At 60.4% G+C, this 21752-nt stretch carries 16 protein-coding genes; 8 read left to right on the top strand and 8 right to left on the bottom strand.

The annotated features are described in order from the left end of the window. Nucleotides 1-246 precede the first annotated feature (246 nt). The 4 genes from HBO11_RS09980 (at nt 247) to HBO11_RS09965 (ending at nt 3616) form a co-directional block, all read left to right on the top strand. Nucleotides 247-735: a DUF3015 domain-containing protein gene (locus tag HBO11_RS09980; protein WP_029292080.1), complete on the top strand. Its 489-nt coding sequence runs from the start codon at nt 247-249 to the stop codon at nt 733-735. A 94-nt stretch (nt 736-829) separates the two neighbouring features. Beyond that, nucleotides 830-2683 (top strand): DUF4105 domain-containing protein, encoded by a 1854-nt coding sequence (locus HBO11_RS09975; protein WP_169951068.1) that lies wholly within the window; start codon nt 830-832, stop codon nt 2681-2683. 159 nt (nt 2684-2842) lie between these two features. Next, nucleotides 2843-3145 (top strand): chorismate mutase, encoded by a 303-nt coding sequence (locus HBO11_RS09970; RefSeq protein WP_169951070.1) that lies wholly within the window; start codon nt 2843-2845, stop codon nt 3143-3145. 114 nt (nt 3146-3259) lie between these two features. Continuing rightward, a complete protein-coding gene (locus HBO11_RS09965) occupies nt 3260-3616 on the top strand; it encodes a hypothetical protein (protein WP_169951072.1) in 357 nt (118 codons plus the stop codon). A 150-nt stretch (nt 3617-3766) separates the two neighbouring features. Here the strand turns inward: HBO11_RS09965 and gdhA are convergent, their stop codons facing one another. Beyond that, the gene (gdhA, locus tag HBO11_RS09960; RefSeq protein ID WP_169951074.1) at nt 3767-5104 is read right to left on the bottom strand and encodes an NADP-specific glutamate dehydrogenase; all 1338 of its coding nucleotides are present in this window, start codon (nt 5102-5104) and stop codon (nt 3767-3769) included. Nucleotides 5105-5453: 349 nt separating this feature from the next. Then, nucleotides 5454-7118, bottom strand: a complete 1665-nt coding sequence (gene ettA, locus HBO11_RS09955; protein ID WP_029292090.1) for an energy-dependent translational throttle protein EttA — start codon at nt 7116-7118, stop codon at nt 5454-5456. Between the two features lie 251 nt (nt 7119-7369). Here ettA and HBO11_RS09950 point away from each other — a divergent pair, with 251 nt between their 5' ends. From HBO11_RS09950 to glyA, 3 genes are all read left to right on the top strand, one after another. Continuing rightward, nucleotides 7370-7978: a LysE family transporter gene (locus tag HBO11_RS09950; RefSeq protein ID WP_169951076.1), complete on the top strand. Its 609-nt coding sequence runs from the start codon at nt 7370-7372 to the stop codon at nt 7976-7978. Between the two features lie 118 nt (nt 7979-8096). After that, nucleotides 8097-11948, top strand: a complete 3852-nt coding sequence (locus HBO11_RS09945; protein ID WP_169951078.1) for a bifunctional diguanylate cyclase/phosphodiesterase — start codon at nt 8097-8099, stop codon at nt 11946-11948. A 242-nt stretch (nt 11949-12190) separates the two neighbouring features. Continuing rightward, nucleotides 12191-13444: a serine hydroxymethyltransferase gene (gene glyA, locus HBO11_RS09940; protein ID WP_038443507.1), complete on the top strand. Its 1254-nt coding sequence runs from the start codon at nt 12191-12193 to the stop codon at nt 13442-13444. Between the two features lie 176 nt (nt 13445-13620). Here glyA and yjiA read toward each other — a convergent pair whose 3' ends face one another. From yjiA to HBO11_RS09925, 3 genes are all read right to left on the bottom strand, one after another. After that, complete coding sequence (yjiA, locus tag HBO11_RS09935; protein WP_169951080.1) at nt 13621-14580, bottom strand: GTPase; 960 nt, start codon at nt 14578-14580, stop codon at nt 13621-13623. Between the two features lie 178 nt (nt 14581-14758). Then, nucleotides 14759-14956 (bottom strand): YbdD/YjiX family protein, encoded by a 198-nt coding sequence (locus tag HBO11_RS09930; RefSeq protein ID WP_029292120.1) that lies wholly within the window; start codon nt 14954-14956, stop codon nt 14759-14761. 15 nt (nt 14957-14971) lie between these two features. Then, the gene (locus tag HBO11_RS09925; protein WP_169951082.1) at nt 14972-17038 is read right to left on the bottom strand and encodes a carbon starvation CstA family protein; all 2067 of its coding nucleotides are present in this window, start codon (nt 17036-17038) and stop codon (nt 14972-14974) included. Nucleotides 17039-17212: 174 nt separating this feature from the next. Between HBO11_RS09925 and HBO11_RS09920 the strand changes: the two genes are divergently transcribed. Beyond that, nucleotides 17213-17581: a PilZ domain-containing protein gene (locus HBO11_RS09920; protein WP_169951085.1), complete on the top strand. Its 369-nt coding sequence runs from the start codon at nt 17213-17215 to the stop codon at nt 17579-17581. A gap of 65 nt (nt 17582-17646) precedes the next feature. Here the strand turns inward: HBO11_RS09920 and radA are convergent, their stop codons facing one another. The 3 genes from radA to katB form a co-directional block, all read right to left on the bottom strand. After that, nucleotides 17647-19014, bottom strand: coding sequence for a DNA repair protein RadA (radA, locus tag HBO11_RS09915; protein ID WP_169951087.1), 1368 nt, complete (start codon nt 19012-19014; stop codon nt 17647-17649). Between the two features lie 35 nt (nt 19015-19049). Continuing rightward, on the bottom strand, nt 19050-19580 hold the full coding sequence (locus HBO11_RS09910; RefSeq protein ID WP_169951089.1) for an ankyrin repeat domain-containing protein: 531 nt from the start codon (nt 19578-19580) through the stop codon (nt 19050-19052). Between the two features lie 121 nt (nt 19581-19701). Continuing rightward, nucleotides 19702-21243, bottom strand: a complete 1542-nt coding sequence (katB, locus tag HBO11_RS09905; protein WP_169951091.1) for a catalase KatB — start codon at nt 21241-21243, stop codon at nt 19702-19704. Nucleotides 21244-21752 lie beyond the last annotated feature (509 nt).

Here is a 21752-nt window from a genome sequence, read left to right as displayed (position 1 = left end):
CGGGGCAATGGCGGCATTCTGGCGCCGTGCGTAGCTGGCTGGCAAGGCACGACTGAGGTAAAGCATAGACACGGGATGCGGCCTGCAAAAAAACCAGTCTGCATTGATTGTTTTACAAAAAAGCACGGAACCCTTGGAACATGCCTAAACTCCAAACTGCGCGGGTTGGACTAATAACTGGCCCCTAGGGTGCTTTGCGGCGCCTGAACCCTTGTCCATTGGTTTGCACACTAAGAGAACAAAGCTATGAAACGGATCCTTCTCGGTACTCTCTTCACCGTTGTCTCCCTCAATGCAATGGCCGAAGCGCCAGGTGGCCCTAACTGCGGTTGGGGCAACATGCTGTTCGAAGGCCAGCGCGGCACGCCGGCTCACTTCCTCGCTTCCACCACCAACGGCACCTCCGGTAACGCCACCTTCGGCATGACCTCGGGCACCAACGGTTGCAGCACCAACAGCGCGCTGACTTACGGCGGCAAATCGTGGATTGCCATGAATGGCATGATGAACGAGCTGTCCGAAGACATGGCCAAAGGCAATGGCGAAGCACTGACCACCTATGCCGTGGTCCTGGGCGTTGCTCCAGAAGATCGTGATCACTTCGCCGCTGTGACTCACGAACACTTCCAGCAGATCTTCAGCAAGGCTGACGTGACCGCAGAAGACGTGCACTCCAACACCATCGCTGTTCTCAAGGGCGACGCCCGCCTGGCGAAATACGCCACCCAGGCTTAAGCTCGACCTACCCGCGCCCTTACCCGGCGCGGGTTTTATTTTTTGGACCTGCCCCTTTCCCGGGTCTTTATTTATTCCGACTTAAGTTGCCCCTATGCTCAAACGCCTTGCCTGCCTGGCACTCTTCGCCTGCGCCCCGCTATCTGCGGCGCCGCACCTTGATGATCAACGTTTGCAGCAATTGGCCAATGATCCATTCTGGCTTTCATTGGGGCACTACGAAGCCGGCAAGCTCAAAGGCTGGCGCAGCTATGTCAGCGACCAGAAATTCTTCCTCGCCAAAGACGGCGCCCACCACCCGGACGCCGAACTCAAGGCCACCGTAGACGCACTGTACGCCCCGGCCAGCCTCGGCGAAAAACATGCCCAATGCGTGTACCCGGCCCGCACCCGCTGGCTCAAGGACCAGTTGCACCTGACTGACCTGCCCGCCGTGGACTGCGTCGAGTTCAAGCAATGGTTCAAGGACGTCGCGCCCCACAGCGCGGTGATGATCTTCCCGGCGGCCTATCTCAACAGCCCATCTTCGATGTTCGGCCATACCTTGCTGCGCATCGACCAGGCTGATGTGCAAAGTAACAAGACCGCCTTGCTCAGCTACGCGATCAACTTCGGCGCCTACATTGAAGGCTCGGACAACAGCATCCTCTACGCCTGGAAAGGCCTGATGGGCGGCTATCCCGGCCTGTTCGCCCTGGTGCCCTACCAGGAAAAACTCTCGGAATACCGCAGCCTGGAGAACCGCGACCTGTGGGAATACCGCCTGAACCTGACCCAGGTCGAAACCGAGCGCATGGTCGAGCACGTGTGGGAGCTCAAGCAAATCCAGTTCGACTACTTCTTCTTCGATGAAAACTGCTCGTACCGCCTGCTGGAATTGCTGCAAGTGGCCCGCCCCGGCCTGCGCCTGACCGAACAGTTCCCGCTCACCGCCATTCCCACCGACACCGTAAAAGCGGTGAAGGACGCGGGCCTGGTGGAGAAAATCGATTATCGCCCGTCCCGCGAACGTGAGTTGCTGGAGCGCGCCAAGCCCCTGGACAGTGACGAGCAGCAATGGGTGCTAAAGATCAGCGATGACCAAAAACAATTGCAAGATCCAACGTTCATGGCCCTTGGCAAAGACCGCCAGGCCCTGATCATCGACGCGGCCTACCGCCTGGGCCGCTACCGCGCCAACGGCCTTGAGCGCGACAGCGAACGCTCCCAGCGCAGTTTCGAGTTGCTGCGGGCAATCAACCAGAACCCGGCGCCGGACCTACAGATCGAGCGCCCCGGCCTGCCGGAAAACGGCCATGAATCGCGCACCTGGCAAGCAGGTATCGGCACCCGTGGCGACAAAGCCTTCGGCGAATACGGCCTGCGCATGGCCTACCACGACCTCAACGACAACGCCGAAGGCTTCCCCCTGGGCGCGCAGATCGAAATCCTGCAGATGAAACTGCGCCAGTACGAAGGCAACAACTGGCAACTGCAACAACTGGACCTGGCGACCATCCGCTCCCTGACTCCGCGCAATGAGCTGCTGCAACCGCTGTCCTGGCAAGTCACCGGCGGCCTGGAGCGGGTACCGGGCAAACATGACGACGAAACCCTGGTCAGCCACGTCAACGGCGGCGCCGGCGGCACCTGGCAACTGCACGACGACATGCTCGGCTTTGCCCTGGGCACCGTGCGCGTGGAACACAACAACGACTTCAGCGAATTCATCTCCCCCGCTGCCGGCTTCAACACCGGGCTGCTGTGGAAAAACCCGCTAGGCAACCTGAGCCTGGAGGCCAAGGGCGACTTCTTCACCAATGGCGAGGTACGACGTAGTATCAGCCTGAATCAGCAGTGGGAAGTATCACGCAACCTCGGCGTGCGCCTAAGTGCGCAACGGGAGTTCAGCCACCTGGCGACGCCGGTTAACGAGGTGATGCTTGAGCTGAAGTGGTATCACTACTGACCGGCCCCAACGCCTATTGAAGATCCAGTGTGGGAGCGGGCTTGCCCGCGATAGGGGTGTGTCAGTCGCTGTGGATATGACTGATCCACCGCCATCGCGAGCAAGCCCGCTCCCACATTTGGCCCGCGTTTATCCCACACCCTAAGGAGCTCTTACGACATGGCCGTTACCTGCACCAGCCTTGAACACGTCCGGGAAAACATCGACCGCCTTGACCGCCAGATCGTCGCCCTGCTGGCCGAGCGCGGCAGTTTCGTGTCCCAGGCCGCCCGCTTCAAAAAAGACAGCGATGGGGTCAAGGCACCCCAACGGGTCGAACAAGTGATCCACAAGGTTCGCGATTTAGCGCAAACCCTCGGCGCCAACCCCGACGTCACGGAGCAGGTGTACCGCGCGATGATTGGCGCATTCATCCAGCAAGAACTGGCCGAACACGCTGCGCTCGCGCAACCCACCGCCTAAGCCCCTGTGGCGAGTGAGCCGCCCAAACAAATTGCTCACCCCGTTTTCACATCGCCCCGACGAATCCCCTTCTAGACTTCCCTTATCAGCCGCTCAACGGCCTGGGAGTATGAGATGTGGCGGTTCGCTGTGATGTTGGGTGTAGTGATGGCGCTTTCAGGCTGCCAATCCACCCACGATGAGTTACTGGCCAAGGGTTATCCACCGCCCTTCGCCGACGGTTTTGACGATGGCTGCAGCAGCGGGCGCCAGGCGGCCGGGGTGATTACTGGGGAGTTTCGCAAGAACGTCCCGCGCTATTTGAAAGACCAGGCGTACGCCGAAGGCTGGGAGGACGGCTTTCGCCAGTGCAAGGCCATGCGCGAGAGCGAGGACCAGAATGACTACCGCGACCGCCATTGGGACGAGCGCGAACGCGCCTGGCAGCAGGAGAAGGACCGCGACGCCGCACGGGCTTATCGCAGCCAGTAACACCAGAGCGAATGTGAGAGTTGTCGAGCCCCAGCGAAGCTGTGATTGCGCTGGGCCAGGCAGTAAACCTGTGCTGACCTACCGCTATCGCAGCCGCGCTGGGGCTCGACAGCTCCCACAATTGATCATCGGTGTCGCTCAGCTCGCGGTTTAGACGATGCCCTGCGCCAGCATCGCATCCGCCACTTTCACAAAGCCTGCGATGTTCGCGCCCTTCACGTAGTTGACCCGGCCATTCTCCTCACCGTAGTGCACGCAGGCATGGTGGATCGACTGCATGATGTTGTGCAGTTTGCTGTCCACTTCACCGGCGGTCCACAGCAGGCGCATGGCGTTTTGCGACATTTCCAGGCCACTCACCGCCACGCCGCCAGCATTGGAGGCTTTGCCCGGGGCAAACAGAATGCCCGCTTCGATAAAGATATCCACAGCCTCGAGGGTGGTCGGCATGTTGGCGCCTTCGGCCACGCAGATGCAGCCGTTGCGCAGCAGGGTGCGGGCGGCTTCGGCGTCCAGTTCGTTCTGGGTCGCGCATGGCAGGGCGATGTCGCACGCCAGCTCCCATGGGGTCTTGCCGGCGCAAAACTCCAGGCCAAAACGCGCGGCCAGTTCGCTGATGCGCCCGCGCCGTACGTTTTTCAGCTCCAGCAGCGCCGACCATTGCTCGTCGGTCAAACCGCTTTCGCAGTACAAGGTGCCTTCGGAGTCGGACAGGGAAATCACCTTGCCGCCCAGGTCCATGACCTTGCGCGCTGCGTATTGCGCGACGTTGCCGGAACCGGAAACCGCCACGCGCTTGCCTTCGACGCGCTGGCCCTGGCGCTTGAGCATCTCCTCGGCAAAGTACACGCAACCAAAGCCGGTGGCTTCCGGGCGGATCAGGCTGCCGCCGTAGCTCATGCCCTTGCCGGTAAGCACCGAGGTAAATTGGTTGCTCAGGCGCTTGTACTGGCCAAACAGGAAGCCGATTTCCCGGGCGCCCACGCCGATATCGCCAGCCGGTACGTCCACGTCCGCGCCGATATGGCGGTACAACTCACTCATGAACGACTGGCAGAAACGCATGACTTCAGCGTCGCTCTTGCCCTTGGGATCAAAGTCCGAGCCGCCCTTGCCACCGCCCATGGGCAGCGAGGTCAGGGAGTTCTTGAAGGTCTGCTCGAAGGCGAGGAACTTCAGCACCCCCAGGTTGACCGACGGGTGGAAGCGCAGGCCGCCTTTGTAAGGGCCGATGGCGCTGTTCATCTGGATACGGAAGCCGCGGTTGACCTGGACCTTGCCCTGGTCATCGACCCACGATACCCGGAAGGTAATGGCGCGTTCCGGCTCGCAGATGCGCTCCAGGATGCCCGAGGTCAGGTAGTGGGGATTGGCTTCAAGAAAGGGCCACAGACTGCGTAGGACTTCTTCCACAGCTTGGTGGAATTCCGGCTGGTCCGGGTCGCGTTTTTTGAGGCGGGCAAGGAAGGATTCGACGGATTCGATCATGAAAAGTCTCGGCAGATTTATTGTCGTTAATGGCGATTTGCCCAGGACTTTATCAATTCATGTCGCACCGCGACAGGGCAAAATGTCGCTTTTGTGAATTTAAATGGTGCGATAGATATAAATACACGCGCTTTTTTTTGCCCCAAAACAGGGATTTCAGTTCAAGGGGCGCACCAATAGATAGACCGCGATCGCAGGCAAGCCAGCTCCCACATTAGATCGAGTACCTCTGCTACGACACGGTCAAATGTGGGAGCTGGCTTGCCTGCGATGAAGTCACCTCGGTCCCTCTCAATTGCGCCAAAAAAAACGGAGCCCGAAGGCTCCGTTTTGTTCAAACCAACCCGAATCAGGCGAGTTTTTTGTGCCGTACACGATGCGGCTGGGCAGCCGCTTCGCCCAGGCGCTTCTTGCGATCGGCTTCGTATTCGGTGTAGTTGCCTTCAAAGAACACCGCTTGCGAATCGTCTTCGTACGCCAGGATGTGCGTCGCCACACGGTCAAGGAACCACCGATCGTGAGAGATCACAATCGCGGCGCCCGGGAAGTCCAGCAGGGCTTCTTCCAGGGAACGCAGGGTTTCCACGTCGAGGTCGTTGGACGGTTCGTCGAGCAGCAACACGTTGCCGCCTTCTTTGAGGGTCAGGGCCAGGTGCAAGCGACCGCGCTCACCACCGGACAGGTCCTTGACGAACTTCTGCTGGTCGCCGCCCTTGAAGTTGAAGCGGCCAACGTAGGTGCGCGACGGGATTTCATAGTTGCCGATACGGATCTGGTCGGAACCGTCGGAGATCTGCTGGAACACGGTCTTGCTGCCGTCGAGGTCTTCGCGGCTCTGGTCCACGCAAGCCAACTGCACGGTTTCGCCGACTTCGATGGTGCCCGAATCCGGTTGTTCCTTGCCCATCAGCATACGGAACAGCGTGGATTTACCCGCACCGTTACCGCCGATCACGCCGACGATGGCGCCTTTAGGCATGGAGAAGGACAGGTTGTCGATCAGCACGCGATCGCCATAGCCTTTGCAGACGTTCTTGAATTCGATGACCTTGTCACCCAGGCGCGGGCCGGCCGGGATGTAGATTTCGTTGGTCTCGCTGCGCTTCTGGAATTCCTGGGACTGCATTTCCTCGAAGCGTTGCAGACGGGCCTTGGATTTCGACTGACGGGCCTTGGCGCCTTTGCGCACCCACTCCAGTTCGTCCTTCATGGCCTTTTCATGGGCCGACTGCTGCTTGGATTCAGCGGCCAGACGGTCGGACTTGGCTTCCAGCCAACCGGAGTAGTTGCCCTCGTAAGGGATACCGGCGCCACGGTCGAGCTCCAGGATCCAGCCGGCGACGTTGTCCAGGAAGTACCGGTCGTGCGTGATCGCGACCACGGTGCCCGGGAAGTCATGGAGGAAGTGCTCCAGCCAGGCCACGGAATCGGCGTCCAAGTGGTTGGTCGGTTCGTCGAGCAGTAGCATGTCGGGGGCCGACAGCAGCAGGCGGCACAGGGCCACGCGGCGTTTTTCACCACCAGACAGGTGCTCGACCTTGGCGTCCCAGGCCGGCAGGCGCAGCGCATCGGCGGCGACTTCCAGCTGGCGCTCCAGGTTGTGACCGTCGCCAGCCTGCAGGATGGCTTCGAGCTTGGCCTGTTCGGCAGCCAGTTTGTCGAAGTCGGCATCCGGCTCGGCGTAGGCGGCGTAGACCTCGTCCAGGCGGGCCTGGGCGTCCTTGATCACGCTGACGGCTTCCTCGACCACTTCACGCACGGTCTTGGACGGGTCCAGGATCGGCTCTTGCGGCAGGTAGCCGATGTTCAGTTCAGGCATCGGGCGGGCTTCGCCTTCGAACTCGGTATCGACGCCAGCCATGATTTTCAGCAGCGTGGACTTACCCGAACCGTTGAGGCCGAGTACGCCAATCTTGGCGCCCGGGAAGAAGGACAGCGAAATGTTTTTCAGGATTTCCCGCTTCGGTGGAACAACTTTGCCCAACCGATGCATGGTGAAAACGTATTGAGCCAAAATGTGGACCTCGTAAAAAGATGAGAACAGGGCCTGCGTAGCGTCATGGCGCTGTACGTAGCACATCGAATGATCAAGGTTAACCTAAGTCGGCGGCGGCGGGCAGATTGACAGGCGCTTTTGAGCCGCGCTTTTTCCTGCAGCGGGCCAGATGTAACACAATACCCGGCAACCCCTCCCTAGAAGAAGACACATGGCACATACATGCAGGATCACGCCTTACCCTCGGACAGTCGCGCAAGACAGCTTCCATGCTTAGTGTCATGTCTGCGCTGGGGTTGTTGCTATTGATGCCGGGACCGACCAATACCCTGTTACTGCGCGCAGGCGTGCTCTCGGGTTTCAGGCGGGCCTGGACCCTGAGCCTGTTGGAGTGCCTGGCTTACCTGCTGCAGATTGCTTTTTGGGGCTACGTCCTCAGCCATATGGGGGCCAATGCGCCGTGGTGTTTGAAGGTGATGCAGTTCGTCTCGATCTGTTACCTGGTCAAGACCTCGTACAGCCTGTGGCGCGAGCCCGCCGCCGATCTGCCCCCATTGCCCGGAGAGCGGGTGTCGAGGTGGCATTTCTTTTTACTGACGCTGATCAACCCGAAGGGTTTGCTGGTGGTTTCGTTCATCGTGCCGGTGCAGACCTTTGCCGACATGGCCTTGTACGGGCAGTTCGCCATGCAATTCACGGCGGTGGTGATCCCCGTAGGGTGCGCCTGGGTGCTGTTCGGCGCACGCCTCAAACGCAGCGGACATGCCTGGCTGACCCCGCAGAACATAAACCGCACATCTTCTGTGGTTATCAGTTGCTTTGCACTGGCGATTCTATTCAGACTGGCGGATGCCCTGATCAGTACCGGCCCGGCCTGATAGTCCCGCCAGGCGGGGCTGGCACTTTGCCACAACTCAAGGCATGCTAGCCGCCCTCCGGGCGTCCGGCTTATAGTGCACGTCGCGCGCCAGTACAGCCAAACCGCAGGATCACAGCTTGACCAACGTAACAAAGCCAAGCCCCTTGCGCGCAGCGCATATTGCGCCCGGCGCCCCCCTGCACGGAACCCTCAAGGGCGCGCTGGCGACGCTGGTCCTGTTGCTGCTCGCGTTATTGTTCTGGCAGTTGCTGGACCAATTGCAGCAGAACCAGAAGAACCAGCAGCAATACACCATCGACTACAGCGCCGACCTGGCCGAACAGATCAGCCTGAACATGGCCCTGAGCGCGCAAATCGCCCTCAACCTGCTGCCGATCGTCGAACCTCCACGCAATGAAGAACAGCACCAGGCCCTGATGCGCAGCCTGCAGCGCTCGTTGCCGGAACTGCGCAGCGTCGCCCTGCTCGCCCCCAGCGGCGCGATCATCAGTGATACCGCCGACAACAGCCAGGATAGCGCCTGGCTTGAAGAGCTGGTCAAGCGCAGCCACGCCCAGTCCTATTACCTGAGCAATAACAGCGACGGCTCCATCATCTACCTGCTGCTGCACCAACCCAGCGGCGGCGCCAAAATGTACTGGGCGTTGCGCCTGGCCCCCAATTACCTGGCCAACCTGACGCGCCAGGACGGCCAGGGGCCACGGCCGATGTGGGCGATTGAAAACCAGTTGAACCACCGGGTGGTCAGTCGTGACAGCGGCATGCCCAGCCAGTGGTCGGCCGGGCTGACCCCGGAAGAGCTGAACAAGACCGTGCTGGTCACGCCCTTGAGCAAAAGCGACTGGCAACTGCGCGGGCTGTTTGATCGCGCCGCCGTGCTGGAGCAACTGCTGCCGGCGTTTATCGGCAAGTGCCTGCTGGGCCTGGCCTTTTCGCTGATCCCGGTGCTGGTGCTGCTGAACATGCGGCGCCGCCAGCGCCAGGTCAATGAAGGCCGGCGCCGCTACCAGGATATTTTCGAAGGTACCGGCGTGGCCTTGTGCGTGCTCGACCTGTCGGGCCTGCGCGGTTTCTTCGACAAGGCCCAGTTGCACACCCGCGAACAACTGCAGGACTGGCTGCAAAACAGCCCCGAGCAACGCCAGCAACTGCTCAAGGAGCTGCGCATCACCGAGGTCAACCAGGTCGCGGTGCGCCTACTGAATGTGGCGTCCTGCGAACAGGCGTGGGAACGTTTGATCGACGGTTGCCCACTGGACACCAGCGCCATTGGCTACGCAGTGCTTGAGGCAGTGCTGACCCAGCAGAAACAGCTGGAGTTGGAGATTCAACTCAGCGACATCGAAGGCAACGACCAGTACCTGTGGCTGGTGATGCGCCTGCCGGAAGAACAGCACGACTATAAGGCGGTGATCCTCAGCATCAGCGATATCACCAGCCGCAAACTGGTGGAGCTGTCGCTGGTGGAGCGCGAGGCGTTCTGGTCGGACGTGGTGCGCACCGTGCCGGATCACCTGTATGTGCAGGATGTGATCAGCCAGCGCATGATCTTCAGCAACCACCACCTGGGCCACACCCTGGGCTACAACAAACACGAACTGCAGCAGATGGGCGAGTATTTCTGGGAGATCCTGCTGCACCCCGAAGACGCCGAGCACTACCACGACCTGCGCCAGCAGCAACGCGCCGCCGGGTACCTGGCGCAGTTGCAATGCCAGTTGCGCTTTCGGCACCGCAACAATCAGTGGCGGCGCTTCGAGATCCGCGAACAGGCCCTGGCCCGGGACAAGACCGACCAGGTCACGCGGATCATTGGCGTGGCCAAGGACATTACCGACCAGATCGAAGCCAGCGAATCCCTGCGCGACAGCGAACAGCGCTACCGCATGCTGGCCGAAAGCATCAGCGACGTGATTTTCTCCACCGACAGCAAACTGGCCCTCAACTACGTCAGCCCGTCGGTGAATGCGGTGCTGGGCTATGAAGTCGACTGGATCTTCAAGAACGGCTGGCAATCGACCATCGCCAACCCACAGCAACTGACCGGCATCTACACCCTTGTGGAACGGGTCAGCCGCGCCCTGGACCAGCCCGAAGCCCTGGCCTTGTTGCGCGATGACGTGCAGACCCAACTGTTCCTGTTCGATTGCCTGCGGGCCGATGGGCGCAAGGTGCCGATCGAACTGCGCCTGGTGCTGGTGTGGGACGAGCACGGCGCGTTCGAAGGCATCCTCGGCGTGGGCCGCGATATCAGCCAGCAACGCCGCGCCGAGAAAGACCTGCGCATGGCGGCCACGGTATTCGAACACTCCACCTCGGCGATCCTGATCACCGACCCCGCCGGCTATATCGTGCAGGCCAACGAAGCCTTCAGCCGGGTCAGCGGCTATGCCGCGGCCGATGTGCTCGACCAATTGCCGAACATGCTCACCGTCGACGAACAGCAGGAAGCCCACCTGCGCTATGTGCTCAAGCAGTTGCACCAGCACAGCACCTGGGAAGGTGAAGTGTGGCTCAAGCGCCGCAGCGGCGAGCATTACCCGGCCTGGGTCGGCATTACCGCCGTGCTCGATGACGAGGGCGACCTGGCCAGCTACGTGTGTTTTTTCAGCGACATCAGCGAGCGCAAGGCCAGCGAACAACGCATCCACCGCCTGGCCTACTACGACGCCCTGACCCACCTGCCCAACCGCACGCTGTTCCAGGACCGCCTGCACACCGCGTTGCAATCGGCGGAGCGGCAGAAGTCGTGGGTGGTGCTGATGTTCCTCGACCTCGACCGCTTCAAACCGATCAACGACTCCCTGGGTCATGCCGCGGGCGATCGCATGCTCAAGGAAATGGCGACCCGCCTGCTCGGCTGTGTGGCCGAGGACGATACCGTGGCGCGCATGGGCGGTGACGAGTTCACCTTGCTCCTGCAACCCCGGGTCAGTCGCGAGATGGCGTTGAACCGCGCGATCCACGTGGCCGAGCAGATCCTCGCCAGCCTGGTGAAGCCGTTTGTGCTGGAGGGCCGCGAGTTTTTTGTCACCGCCAGTATCGGCATCGCCCTGAGCCCTCAGGACGGCAACGAACTGAGCCAACTGATGAAAAACGCCGACACCGCGATGTACCACGCCAAGGAGCGCGGCAAGAACAACTTCCAGTTCTACCAGGCCGACATGAACGCCAGCGCCCTGGAGCGCCTGGAGTTGGAGAGCGACCTGCGTCATGCCCTGGACCAGAACGAATTCGTGCTCTATTACCAGCCGCAGTTCAGTGGCGATGGCAAACGTTTGACCGGCGCCGAAGCCCTGCTGCGCTGGCGTCACCCGCGCCGTGGCCTGGTGCCGCCGGGGGATTTCATCCCGGTGCTGGAAGAATTGGGCCTGGTGGTGGACGTGGGCGACTGGGTGATCGACGAGGCATGCCGCCAACTCAAGACCTGGCACCAGAACAAGGTGCGGGTGCCCAAAGTCTCGGTGAACATCTCGGCGCGGCAGTTCTCCGACGGGCAGTTGGGCACGCGGATCGCCACCATCCTCAAGGAAACCGGCCTGCCGCCGGCGTGCCTGGAGCTGGAGCTGACCGAAAGTATCCTGATGCGCGAAGTCAACGAGGCCCTGCAGATCCTTGCCAGCCTGAAAAACCTCGGCCTGAGCATCGCCGTGGACGACTTCGGCACCGGCTACTCATCGCTCAACTACCTCAAGCAATTCCCCATCGACGTGCTGAAGATCGACCGCACGTTCGTCGACGGCCTGCCCTCCGGCGAGCAGGACGCGCAAATCGCCCGGGCAATCATTGCCATGGCCCACAGCCTGAACCTGGCGGTGATCGCCGAGGGCGTGGAAACCCATGAGCAACTGGACTTCCTGCGCGAGCACGGCTGTGACGAGGTGCAGGGTTATCTGTTTGGGCGACCGATGCCGGCCAATCGGTTTGAGGCGCAGTTCTGTAACGACGCCCTGTTCATGTTTGACTGAAAATCATCAGATGATGCTGATGGCCCCTTCGCGAGCAAGCCCGCTCCCACATTCGACCGTATTCCACCTGAAGGAACCCGATTGAATGTGGGAGCGGGCTTGCTCGCGAAGGAGCCCTCAAATACGCCATCCATCTCTGGATGAACGCCACTTGTCCGCGACATGATGTCCTTTCATATGCCATCTAAAACCCATTGGGTTAGAATGCCCCTCTTTTCTGCCCCCGATCCTTGAGGACCGCCATGTTCAGCCGTGATTTGACTATTGCCAAGTACGACGCCGATCTCTTTGCCGCCATGGAGCAAGAAGCTGTGCGCCAGGAAGAGCACATTGAGCTGATCGCTTCGGAAAACTACACCAGCCCTGCGGTGATGGAGGCTCAAGGTTCGGTTCTGACCAACAAGTACGCCGAAGGTTATCCGGGCAAGCGTTACTACGGCGGTTGCGAATTCGTCGATATCGTCGAGCAACTGGCCATCGACCGTGCCAAGGAACTGTTCGGCGCCGATTACGCCAACGTCCAGCCACACGCCGGCTCCCAAGCCAACGCGGCCGTTTACCTGGCCCTGCTGCAAGGCGGCGACACCATCCTGGGCATGAGCCTGGCCCACGGCGGTCACCTGACCCACGGTGCTAGCGTTTCGTCCTCTGGCAAGCTGTACAACGCTGTGCAGTACGGCATCGACGGCAACGGCCTGATCGACTACGACGAAGTCGAGCGCCTGGCGGTCGAGCACAAGCCAAAAATGATCGTGGCCGGTTTCTCTGCCTACTCGCAGATCCTCGACTTCCCACGCTTCCGTGAGATCGCTGACAAGGTTGGCGCCTACCTGTTCGTCGACATGGCCCACGTGGCCGGTCTGGTCGCCGCTGGCGTCTACCCGAACCCGGTGCCTTACGCTGACGTGGTGACCACCACCACCCACAAGACCCTGCGCGGTCCACGTGGCGGCCTGATCCTGGCTCGTGCCAACGCCGATATCGAGAAGAAGCTCAACTCCGCCGTCTTCCCGGGCGCCCAAGGTGGCCCGCTGGAGCACGTGATCGCTGCTAAAGCGATCTGCTTCAAGGAAGCGTTGCAGCCTGAGTTCAAGACTTACCAGCAACAAGTGGTGAAGAATGCCCAGGCCATGGCCAGTGTGTTCATTGAGCGCGGTTTTGACGTGGTGTCCGGCGGTACTGAGAACCACCTGTTCCTGCTGTCGCTGATCAAGCAGGACATCTCCGGTAAAGATGCTGACGCTGCCCTGGGCAAAGCCTTCATCACCGTGAACAAGAACTCGGTACCGAACGATCCACGTTCGCCGTTCGTCACCTCGGGCCTGCGCTTCGGCACCCCGGCCGTGACCACTCGTGGCTTCAAGGAAGCAGAGTGCAAGGAACTGGCTGGCTGGATCTGCGACATCCTGGCTGACCTTTCCAACGAAGCCGTGATTGACGCGGTACGTGAGAAGGTCAAGGCCATCTGCAAGAAGCTGCCGGTATACGGCGCTTGATTGCAGGCGCTTGAATAAAAAGCCCGGCTCTTGAGCCGGGCTTTTTTATGCCTGTTGGAACGCGGTCAACATGTGGGAGCGGGCTTGCCTGCGATAGCGGTGGGTCTGCCAACTCATCATTGACTGATCTACCGCTATCGCAGGCAAGCCAGCTCCTACACTGGTCGCGTTTCAAGTCAGGGTTGGTAGACCCGCTGGAAACCCGCGCGAATCTTCTCTTGCGGTAACTCATCGGCAATAAACACAATCACGCTTTCCCGCGGCTCGCCTTCAGCCCATTCGGTGTCCCAATCGAACCCGTAGAGCTTGAGCACGCCCTGGAACACCATGCGCCGATCTTCACCGGCGATGTTCAGCACGCCCTTGTAGCGCAGCAGTTGTTTGCCGTGCTCTTCCAGCAACTCGTTCATGAACTCGCTGAGGCGGTCGATATCCAGCGGCTGGTCGGTGCGCAGTACCAGGCTGGAAATGCGGTCGATGGACGGCGCCTGGCTGACCGGGCGCAAGGTCATGCCTGCGTTGAGGTTGAAGCCGCGCACATCCAGCAGTTCAGCCAAGTCGATCTTGCCATGTTCCACCACACGGATCGGCGCGCGACGGTTGATTCGGCTCAGGCGCTGGCTGAGGGCCTCGAAGCTGGCGTCGTCGACCAGGTCGCGCTTGCTCACCAGCAGGCGGTCGGCAAAGCCGATCTGCGCCTGGGCGATGGTCTGGGTCAGATGGTGCTCGGCGTGGGCCGCGTCCACCAGGGTGATGATGCCGTCGAGAAGATAGCGCTCGCGCAGTTCTTCATCGATAAAAAAGGTCTGGGCCACCGGCGCCGGGTCGGCCAGGCCGGTGCATTCGATCACCAGGCGGTCGAAGGCGATTTCGCCGCTGTCCAGGCGTTCGAGCAGCAGGTACAGGGCCTTGGTCAGGTCGGTGTGGATGGTGCAGCACACGCAACCGTTGGACAGGGTCATGACTTGGACCGGTTCATCACCCAACAGCTGGGTGTCGATGCCGGCGTCACTGAATTCGTTTTCGATCACGGCGATTTTCAAGCCGTGCTCGGCCTTGAGCAGGTGGCGCAGCAAGGTGGTCTTGCCAGCGCCGAGGAAGCCGCTGAGGACGGTGACGGGGATGGGAGAGGACAAAATATTCTCCTTGAGGAAACACAAAACAAATGTGGGAGCGGGCCTGTGTGGGAGCGGGCTTGCTCGCGATGCAGGCAACTCGGTCTACCTGGTATACCGAGGTGATGCTATCGCGAGCAAGCCAGCTCCCACACAAGCCCGCTCCCACAGGGGATCACATAGGCCCAAGCCTATGGGTTCAACAGCACTTGGGCCCGCCCTTGCCGCCGTAACGGGCTTCCTGGCGTTCCCGGAAGAACGCCTTGTAGTCCATCATCGGCTTGTCCGGGTGCTTGGTTTGCATATGCTCGACGTAGGTGTCGTAGTCGGGCATGCCGACCATCAGGCGGGCTGCCTGACCGAGGTATTTACCGAGGCGACCAATGTCATTGAACATGTTTGCAACCCTCTATCACGCGTCCGGCATGGCTTGGAATGGTGCTTCTTTATCCGTACGTTCCTTGGTACCCCAGGCGGCCACGCCGACTTTGATCGCATAGAACAGGATGCTGAAGACCACGAACAGGAACAATACCGTCAGCGTGGCGTTGGTGTAGGCATTCCAGATCACGTGCTGCATCTGGTCGATGCTCTTCGCCGGGGCCAGGATCTGCCCGTTGGCCAACGCATCGCTGTATTTTTTCGCCAACGACAGGAAGCCGATCGCCGGGTTAGCGTCGAACAGCTTGATCAGGCCGGCGGTCACGGTGCAGATCAGCAGCCAGACAGCCGGCAGCATGGTTACCCAAATGTAGCGCTGGCGTTTCATTTTGATCAGCACAACCGTGGCGAGCATCAGCGCGATACCGGCCAGCATCTGGTTGGAGATGCCGAACAGTGGCCACAAGGTGTTGATGCCACCCAGCGGGTCGATCACGCCCTGGTACAGCAAGTAGCCCCACATCGCCACGCAGCCGGCGGTGGCGATCAGGTTGGCAGTCCACGACTCGGTACGCTTGAGCGCCGGGACGAAGGAGCCGAGCAGATCCTGGAGCATGAAGCGCCCGGCACGGGTCCCGGCGTCAACGGCGGTCAGGATGAACAGCGCTTCGAACAAGATCGCAAAGTGGTACCAGAACGCCATGGTGTTTTCACCCGGCAGCACGCTGTGCAGGATCTGCGCGATGCCGACCGCCAGGGTCGGCGCACCGCCGGCACGGGCCAGGATGGTGGTTTCACCGATGTCATTGGCCACCGCTTGCAGCGCTTCCGGGGTAATCGCAAAGCCCCAACTGCTGACGGTTTGCGCAACAGTCACCACATCGGTGCCGACAATCGCCGCAGGGCTGTTCATGGCGAAGTACACGCCTGGCTCGATCACCGACGCGGCAACCATAGCCATGATGGCGACGAACGACTCCATCAACATGCCGCCATAACCGATGTAGCGCGAGTGGGCTTCATTGGCCAACAGCTTGGGCGTGGTGCCCGAGGAAATCAGTGCGTGGAAACCCGATACCGCGCCACAGGCGATGGTGATGAACAGGAACGGGAACAGGCCGCCCTTCCAGACCGGACCGGTGCCATCGACAAACTGGGTCAGCGCCGGCATTTTCAGGTCGGGCATGGTGACCAGGATGCCGATTGCCAGGGCAATGATGGTGCCGATTTTCAGGAATGTAGACAGGTAGTCACGCGGGGCCAGGATCAGCCACACCGGCAATACCGCAGCCACGAATCCGTAGCCGACCAGCATCCAGGTGATCTGGATCCCGGTAAAGGTGAAGGCCTTGGCCCATACCGGATCAGCAGCAATCTGCCCGCCCAGCCAGATCGAGCCCAGCAGCAACAGCACGCCAATGATCGAGATCTCGCCGATGCGGCCCGGGCGGATGTAACGCATGTAGACGCCCATGAACATCGCGATCGGGATGGTCGCCATCACCGTGAAGATGCCCCACGGGCTTTCGGCCAGGGCCTTGACCACGATCAGCGACAACACCGCGAGGATGATGATCATGATCAAAAAGCAGCCAAACAGCGCGATGGTCCCGGGAATGCGGCCCATCTCTTCGCGGACCATGTCCCCCAGGGAACGGCCGTTGCGACGGGTGGACAGGAACAGGATCATGAAATCCTGCACGGCCCCCGCCAGCACCACGCCGGCAATCAGCCATAGCGTACCCGGCAGGTAACCCATCTGCGCCGCCAATACCGGGCCGACCAGAGGTCCCGCACCCGCGATGGCCGCGAAGTGGTGACCGAACAGAATGTGTTTATTGGTCGGCACATAGTCCAGACCGTCGTTGTTGATCACTGCGGGGGTGGCCCGCCGTGGATCGAGTTGCATCACATTATTTGCGATGAACAGGCTGTAGTAACGATAAGCCACCAGATAAATGGCGACTGCCGCGACTACAATCCACAAGGCGTTGATCGCCTCGCCGCGACGCAAAGCCACTACGCCCAGGGCGCACGCTCCTACGATTGCCAGCAACAGCCAGGGTAGATGGCGTAGCAGGCTATTATTATTTTTCATTTTTATATTCCAGCCAGGTTGGACAGAAAGACAGCCAGTCCGAGTTTAGCGCGCTGTGCCCTAAAGACCAGCCCCCTACGTTGGTCTAGAGCCTTGCCGGGGCGAAAAAAAAGCGAAATAAACGCCCAATAATGGCGCAAGGCTACAATCCCTGTATCTACAGAGGGTTTCACCATGAGCGACCAGCCGTCAGATCGCCGCCGTTTTCGGCGGATTGCCTTCGATGCCAAGACCGAACTCAAGCAGAACGGCCAGCAATGGCCGGTGCAACTGGTGGATTTATCGCTCAAGGGCTTGCTGGTGCAAAAGCCTGCGCCGTGGCTGGGCAAGGGTGACGAGCCCTTTGATGTGGACATTCACCTGGACGCCGACACGGACGTGCGCATGCAAGTGCGGCTGAGCCATGACGACCAGGGGCAACTGGGGTTTGTCTGCGAGCATATCGATCTGGACTCGATCAGCCATTTGCGCAGGTTGATCGAGCTCAATCTGGGGGATGAGGAGGAGCTGCATCGGGAGCTGGGCGAGCTGCTCAACATCTGACGATGTGCACACATCAATGTGGGAGCAGGCTTGCCCGCTCCCACAGGGCGTTGTGGTGTTGCGGGTTATTCGAACAAAGCATCCAGTGCCTGTTCCAGTCGGGTCACACCAATAATCTGCAACCCCGGCGGCGCCTCCTTCGGCGCGTTGCCCTTGGGCACGATGGCGCGCTTGAAGCCATGCTTGGCAGCTTCCTTGAGCCGTTCTTGGCCGCTGGGCACCGGGCGCACTTCGCCCGACAGGCCCACTTCGCCAAATACCAGCAGGTCATGGGGCAACGGTCGATTGCGCAGGCTGGACATCACCGCCGCCATCAATGCCAGGTCCGATGCGGTTTCCAGCACCTTGACGCCGCCCACCACGTTGAGGAACACGTCCTGGTCATGGGTCGGAATCCCGCCATGGCGATGCAACACCGCCAGCAACATCGCCAGGCGGTTCTGATCCAGGCCCAGGGTCACGCGGCGCGGGTTGGCCAGGTGGCTGTCGTCCACCAGGGCCTGGACTTCCACCAGCATCGGCCGGGTGCCTTCCCACGTCGCCATCACCACGCTGCCCGGTACTTCTTCCTGGGCGCGAGTAAGAAAGATCGCCGAAGGGTTGGAGACTTCTTTCAGCCCCCGGTCAGTCATGGCGAACACACCCAGCTCGTTGACCGCGCCGAAACGGTTTTTCACCGCCCGCAACAGGCGCAGGCGTCCATCGGACTCACCCTCGAAATACAGCACCGTATCCACCATATGCTCCAGCACGCGCGGGCCGGCCAACGCGCCTTCCTTGGTGACATGGCCCACCAGGAAAATCGCCGTGCCGCTCTGCTTCGCGTAGCGCACCAGCAACGCCGCGCTTTCCCGCACCTGGGACACCCCACCCGGCGCCGATTGCAGTTGCTCGGTGAAGATTGTCTGGATCGAGTCGATCACCATCACCTTGGGTTTTTCCACGCGGGCGGTGGCGATGATGCTTTCAATGCAGGTTTCGGTCATGACCCGCAGTTGGTCCTGGGGCAAGCCCAGGCGGCGGGCGCGCATGGCCACCTGTTGCTGGGATTCTTCGCCGGTGACGTACAGGGCCGGCATGCGGCTGGCGATGCTGCACAGGGTCTGCAGGAGGATGGTCGATTTGCCGATACCCGGGTCGCCGCCAATCAACACCACCGAGCCGTCCACCAGGCCGCCGCCGAGCACCCGGTCGAGCTCGCCGGACGCGGTGGAGAAACGCGGGATTTCCTCGACGCTGACTTCTGCCAGGGTCTTGATCTGGGCTTGCTGCCCGGTCCAGCCGGAGCGCCCGCTGGGCGCCGCAGCCCCGCCGCTTTCAATCATGGTTTCAGTGAGGGTGTTCCACGCCCCGCATTCGCCACACTGGCCCGCCCATTTGGGAAAGGTCGCGCCGCACTCCGTGCAGCCGTACATGCGCTTGGCCTTTGCCATCTGAGAACCTCCAACCGAAAAACCGCGATGATAGCTCAGCGCGGCGCTGCGGTACGGATTTCACCGTTGGCCAATCGTGTAGCACTGTTGCCCAGCGGGTCTTCGGCATTCAGGTCGGCGCCCTGGGCCTTGAGTGCATCGAGCAGTTCGACGCGCTTGAACAGCCCGGCGTACATCGCCGCCGTCTGTCCGGCGCCGTTGCGTTGGTCGGGGTTGCAGGCGGTACCCAGCAAACGCCGGGCAATGCTCAACTCGCCCTTGAAGATCGCGCCCATCAGCGCTGTATTGCCGCGATTGTCCTGGACACAGGCATCGGCACCGGCCGCCAACAGTTGTTCCACAGCAGGGGCCTGGCCGTGGTAGGCGGCGAGGATCAGTGCGGTGTAGCCCTTGTCATCGACGGTATTGAGGGAATAACCGGATTCGATAAAAGTCTTGAGCATTTCCACGTCGCCACGCCGGGCGGCGTCGAAGTAGTAGTCCTGCAACTGCGCCTTGAGGGCCTGTGGGTCGGCGAATACGCTCAAGGACCAGCAGGCCAGTAGGGCCCCTATAAAGCTACGCATAATCAACATCCTCTGCAGGTCCCTTGTAGGCGCCGGCTTGCCGGCGATGGCCCCGCAAAGATCACCATCGTCTTCAGCGATCTCATCGCCGGCAAGCCAGCTCCTACAGGGAGATGTGCCGTTAGTCCGTCAGCTTTTCAGCCAGCGCCTTGACTCGCGCCAGGTCGCCCTTGGCTACTTTGGCCACGCCCGTGCCGTACTCCGGGTCAGCTTTGTAGAGGAACGACAGGATGATGTGTTTGCTGACGTCATCGGTGGTCGCCAGGGAGCCGCCAAAGTTGTCGATCAAGTCCTGGCGTTCCTTCTTGCTGTAGGACCGATACAAATCGCCCGCCTGCTTGAAGTTCTGCTCACGCTGGATCTTCGCTTGCTGGGTGCTGCCGGCCAGGGGCATCTGGCTGTAACGCGCGCTTTGCGGCTCTTCCCGGGGGACCAGGCGGCTTGGCTGATAGTTCACGCCAGTGCTGGTCTTGCCGACGTTCATCGCGCCATCCTGGTTACCGTTGTTGACGGTGACCCGTGGAGCGTTGATCGGCAGTTGCAGGGCATTGGCGCCCAGGCGATACATCTGCGTATCGGCGTAGGAGAACACCCGACCTTGCAGCAGGCGGTCTTCCGACGGCTCGATACCCGGTACCAGGTTCGCCGGGGCCATGGCCACTTGCTCGGTTTCCTGGAACACGTTGCCGGGGTTGCGGTTCAGCACCATTTGCCCGACTTTGCGCTCGGGAACATCGGGCCAGATCTTGGTGGCGTCCAGTGGGTCGAAATCAAACTTGGCCAGTTCTTCGGGCTTGAGCACTTGCACATACAAGTCCCACTTGGGGAAGTCGCCCTTGTTGATATGAGTAACCAAGTCGTTAGTCATATGGCTGTAATCACGGCCCTGGACCTCGACAACTTGTTTGGGGTCCAGGTTCTTGATGCCCTGCAGGCTCTTCCAGTGAAACTTGACGTAGTGCACTTCACCCTTGGCATTGATCAACTTGTAGGCATGTACGCCATTACCGTCCATCTCCCGATAACTGGCGGGGGTGCCGGAGTCCGAATACAACTCAGTGAGTGTGCGGGTGGACTCGGGAACATGGGAGAAGAAGTCAAAACGCCGGGAGTCATCATCCAGGTTAGTGCGCGGGTCCGGCTTGAAGGCATGGACCATGTCCGGGAACTTGATCGCGTCGCGGATAAAGAAGGTCGGGAAGTTATTGCCGACCAAGTCCCAGTTACCTTCGGCGGTATAGAACTTGGTGGCGAAGCCGCGTGGGTCGCGCAGGGTTTCCGGGGAGTGGTTGCCGTGCACTACAGCAGAGAACCGCACAAATACCGGCGTGGCCTCACCGGCGGCAAACACTTTGGCCTTGGTCAGGTCGCTGAGGTTGTCGGTGACGGTGAAGGTACCGTGGGCGCCGGTGCCACGGGCGTGCACCACACGCTCCGGGATGCGTTCACGGTCAAAGCGCTGCAGCTTCTGGATCAGTTGTACATCTTGCAGCAGGACCGGGCCGTTGGCGCCGGCGGTCTGCGAGTTCTGGTTGTCACCCACGGCCGCGCCATTATCGCGAGTGAGGTTGGCGGCACTGACCGACAACGACAACAAACTGGTACTGGCAATCAATAGCAGATTGCGCGCAGCAATAGACCTGCGGCTAATAAGGTTTTTCATCAAGCAATCCTCTGGTTTTTTTAAATGCACTTTTACGGGTGCTTGCCAGAGGCTAGTGATCCTGGCGCCAGAAGATAAATAGAAAAGCCACACCAACCCGATTAAAAAAATAGTGTGGTAAGACACTGAAATGCCGGGTATTTCGCGCGCGATTGGTGGCACTTTGCAAACTATTTGTGTACTCCAGTGATAGTGACCACTCATTCCAGAGAATGTGAGCCACCTGTGCTGGTGATTCTGAGCCAGGCGAAATCCTGCTTACGGGGTTCACCCAATAGACGGTTAATTTGCAACTTGAGTCATCAGTTTAGTTAGCTAGCTGTAGCTGCTTGTAATCGAAATTAGCCATGTTCTCAATCAATGCTTTTTCTGCTCAGGTTAATTCTGCCTGACGGACTCTTTGCGCTCACATTGTTTGCAACTGACAGCCCATCAAGCGTTCGTTTTGGAGGGGGAGCAATGGAGCCAAAAACCAACATAAGCCCTTCCAGCGTGTGCATTCCGGCGAT

Origin of the sequence: Pseudomonas sp. WS 5010 (assembly GCF_012985565.1) — a bacterium.
Classification (GTDB): domain Bacteria; phylum Pseudomonadota; class Gammaproteobacteria; order Pseudomonadales; family Pseudomonadaceae; genus Aquipseudomonas.
This window is presented reverse-complemented; position numbering and strand designations above follow the sequence as displayed.

What these genes read in the sequence shown, in the direction of transcription:
- glyA (WP_038443507.1), top strand. Translation starts at nt 12,191, where the DNA reads ATGTTCAGCCGTGATTTGACTATTGCCAAGTACGACGCCGATCTCTTT.
- HBO11_RS09980 (WP_029292080.1), top strand. Translation starts at nt 247, where the DNA reads ATGAAACGGATCCTTCTCGGTACTCTCTTCACCGTTGTCTCCCTCAAT.
- gdhA (WP_169951074.1), bottom strand. Translation starts at nt 5,104, where the DNA reads ATGATCGAATCCGTCGAATCCTTCCTTGCCCGCCTCAAAAAACGCGAC.
- HBO11_RS09930 (WP_029292120.1), bottom strand. Translation starts at nt 14,956, where the DNA reads ATGTTCAATGACATTGGTCGCCTCGGTAAATACCTCGGTCAGGCAGCC.
- HBO11_RS09910 (WP_169951089.1), bottom strand. Translation starts at nt 19,580, where the DNA reads ATGCGTAGCTTTATAGGGGCCCTACTGGCCTGCTGGTCCTTGAGCGTA.
- HBO11_RS09975 (WP_169951068.1), top strand. Translation starts at nt 830, where the DNA reads ATGCTCAAACGCCTTGCCTGCCTGGCACTCTTCGCCTGCGCCCCGCTA.
- HBO11_RS09950 (WP_169951076.1), top strand. Translation starts at nt 7,370, where the DNA reads ATGCTTAGTGTCATGTCTGCGCTGGGGTTGTTGCTATTGATGCCGGGA.
- katB (WP_169951091.1), bottom strand. Translation starts at nt 21,243, where the DNA reads ATGAAAAACCTTATTAGCCGCAGGTCTATTGCTGCGCGCAATCTGCTA.
- HBO11_RS09925 (WP_169951082.1), bottom strand. Translation starts at nt 17,038, where the DNA reads ATGAAAAATAATAATAGCCTGCTACGCCATCTACCCTGGCTGTTGCTG.
- HBO11_RS09970 (WP_169951070.1), top strand. Translation starts at nt 2,843, where the DNA reads ATGGCCGTTACCTGCACCAGCCTTGAACACGTCCGGGAAAACATCGAC.
- HBO11_RS09920 (WP_169951085.1), top strand. Translation starts at nt 17,213, where the DNA reads ATGAGCGACCAGCCGTCAGATCGCCGCCGTTTTCGGCGGATTGCCTTC.
- HBO11_RS09965 (WP_169951072.1), top strand. Translation starts at nt 3,260, where the DNA reads ATGTGGCGGTTCGCTGTGATGTTGGGTGTAGTGATGGCGCTTTCAGGC.
- radA (WP_169951087.1), bottom strand. Translation starts at nt 19,014, where the DNA reads ATGGCAAAGGCCAAGCGCATGTACGGCTGCACGGAGTGCGGCGCGACC.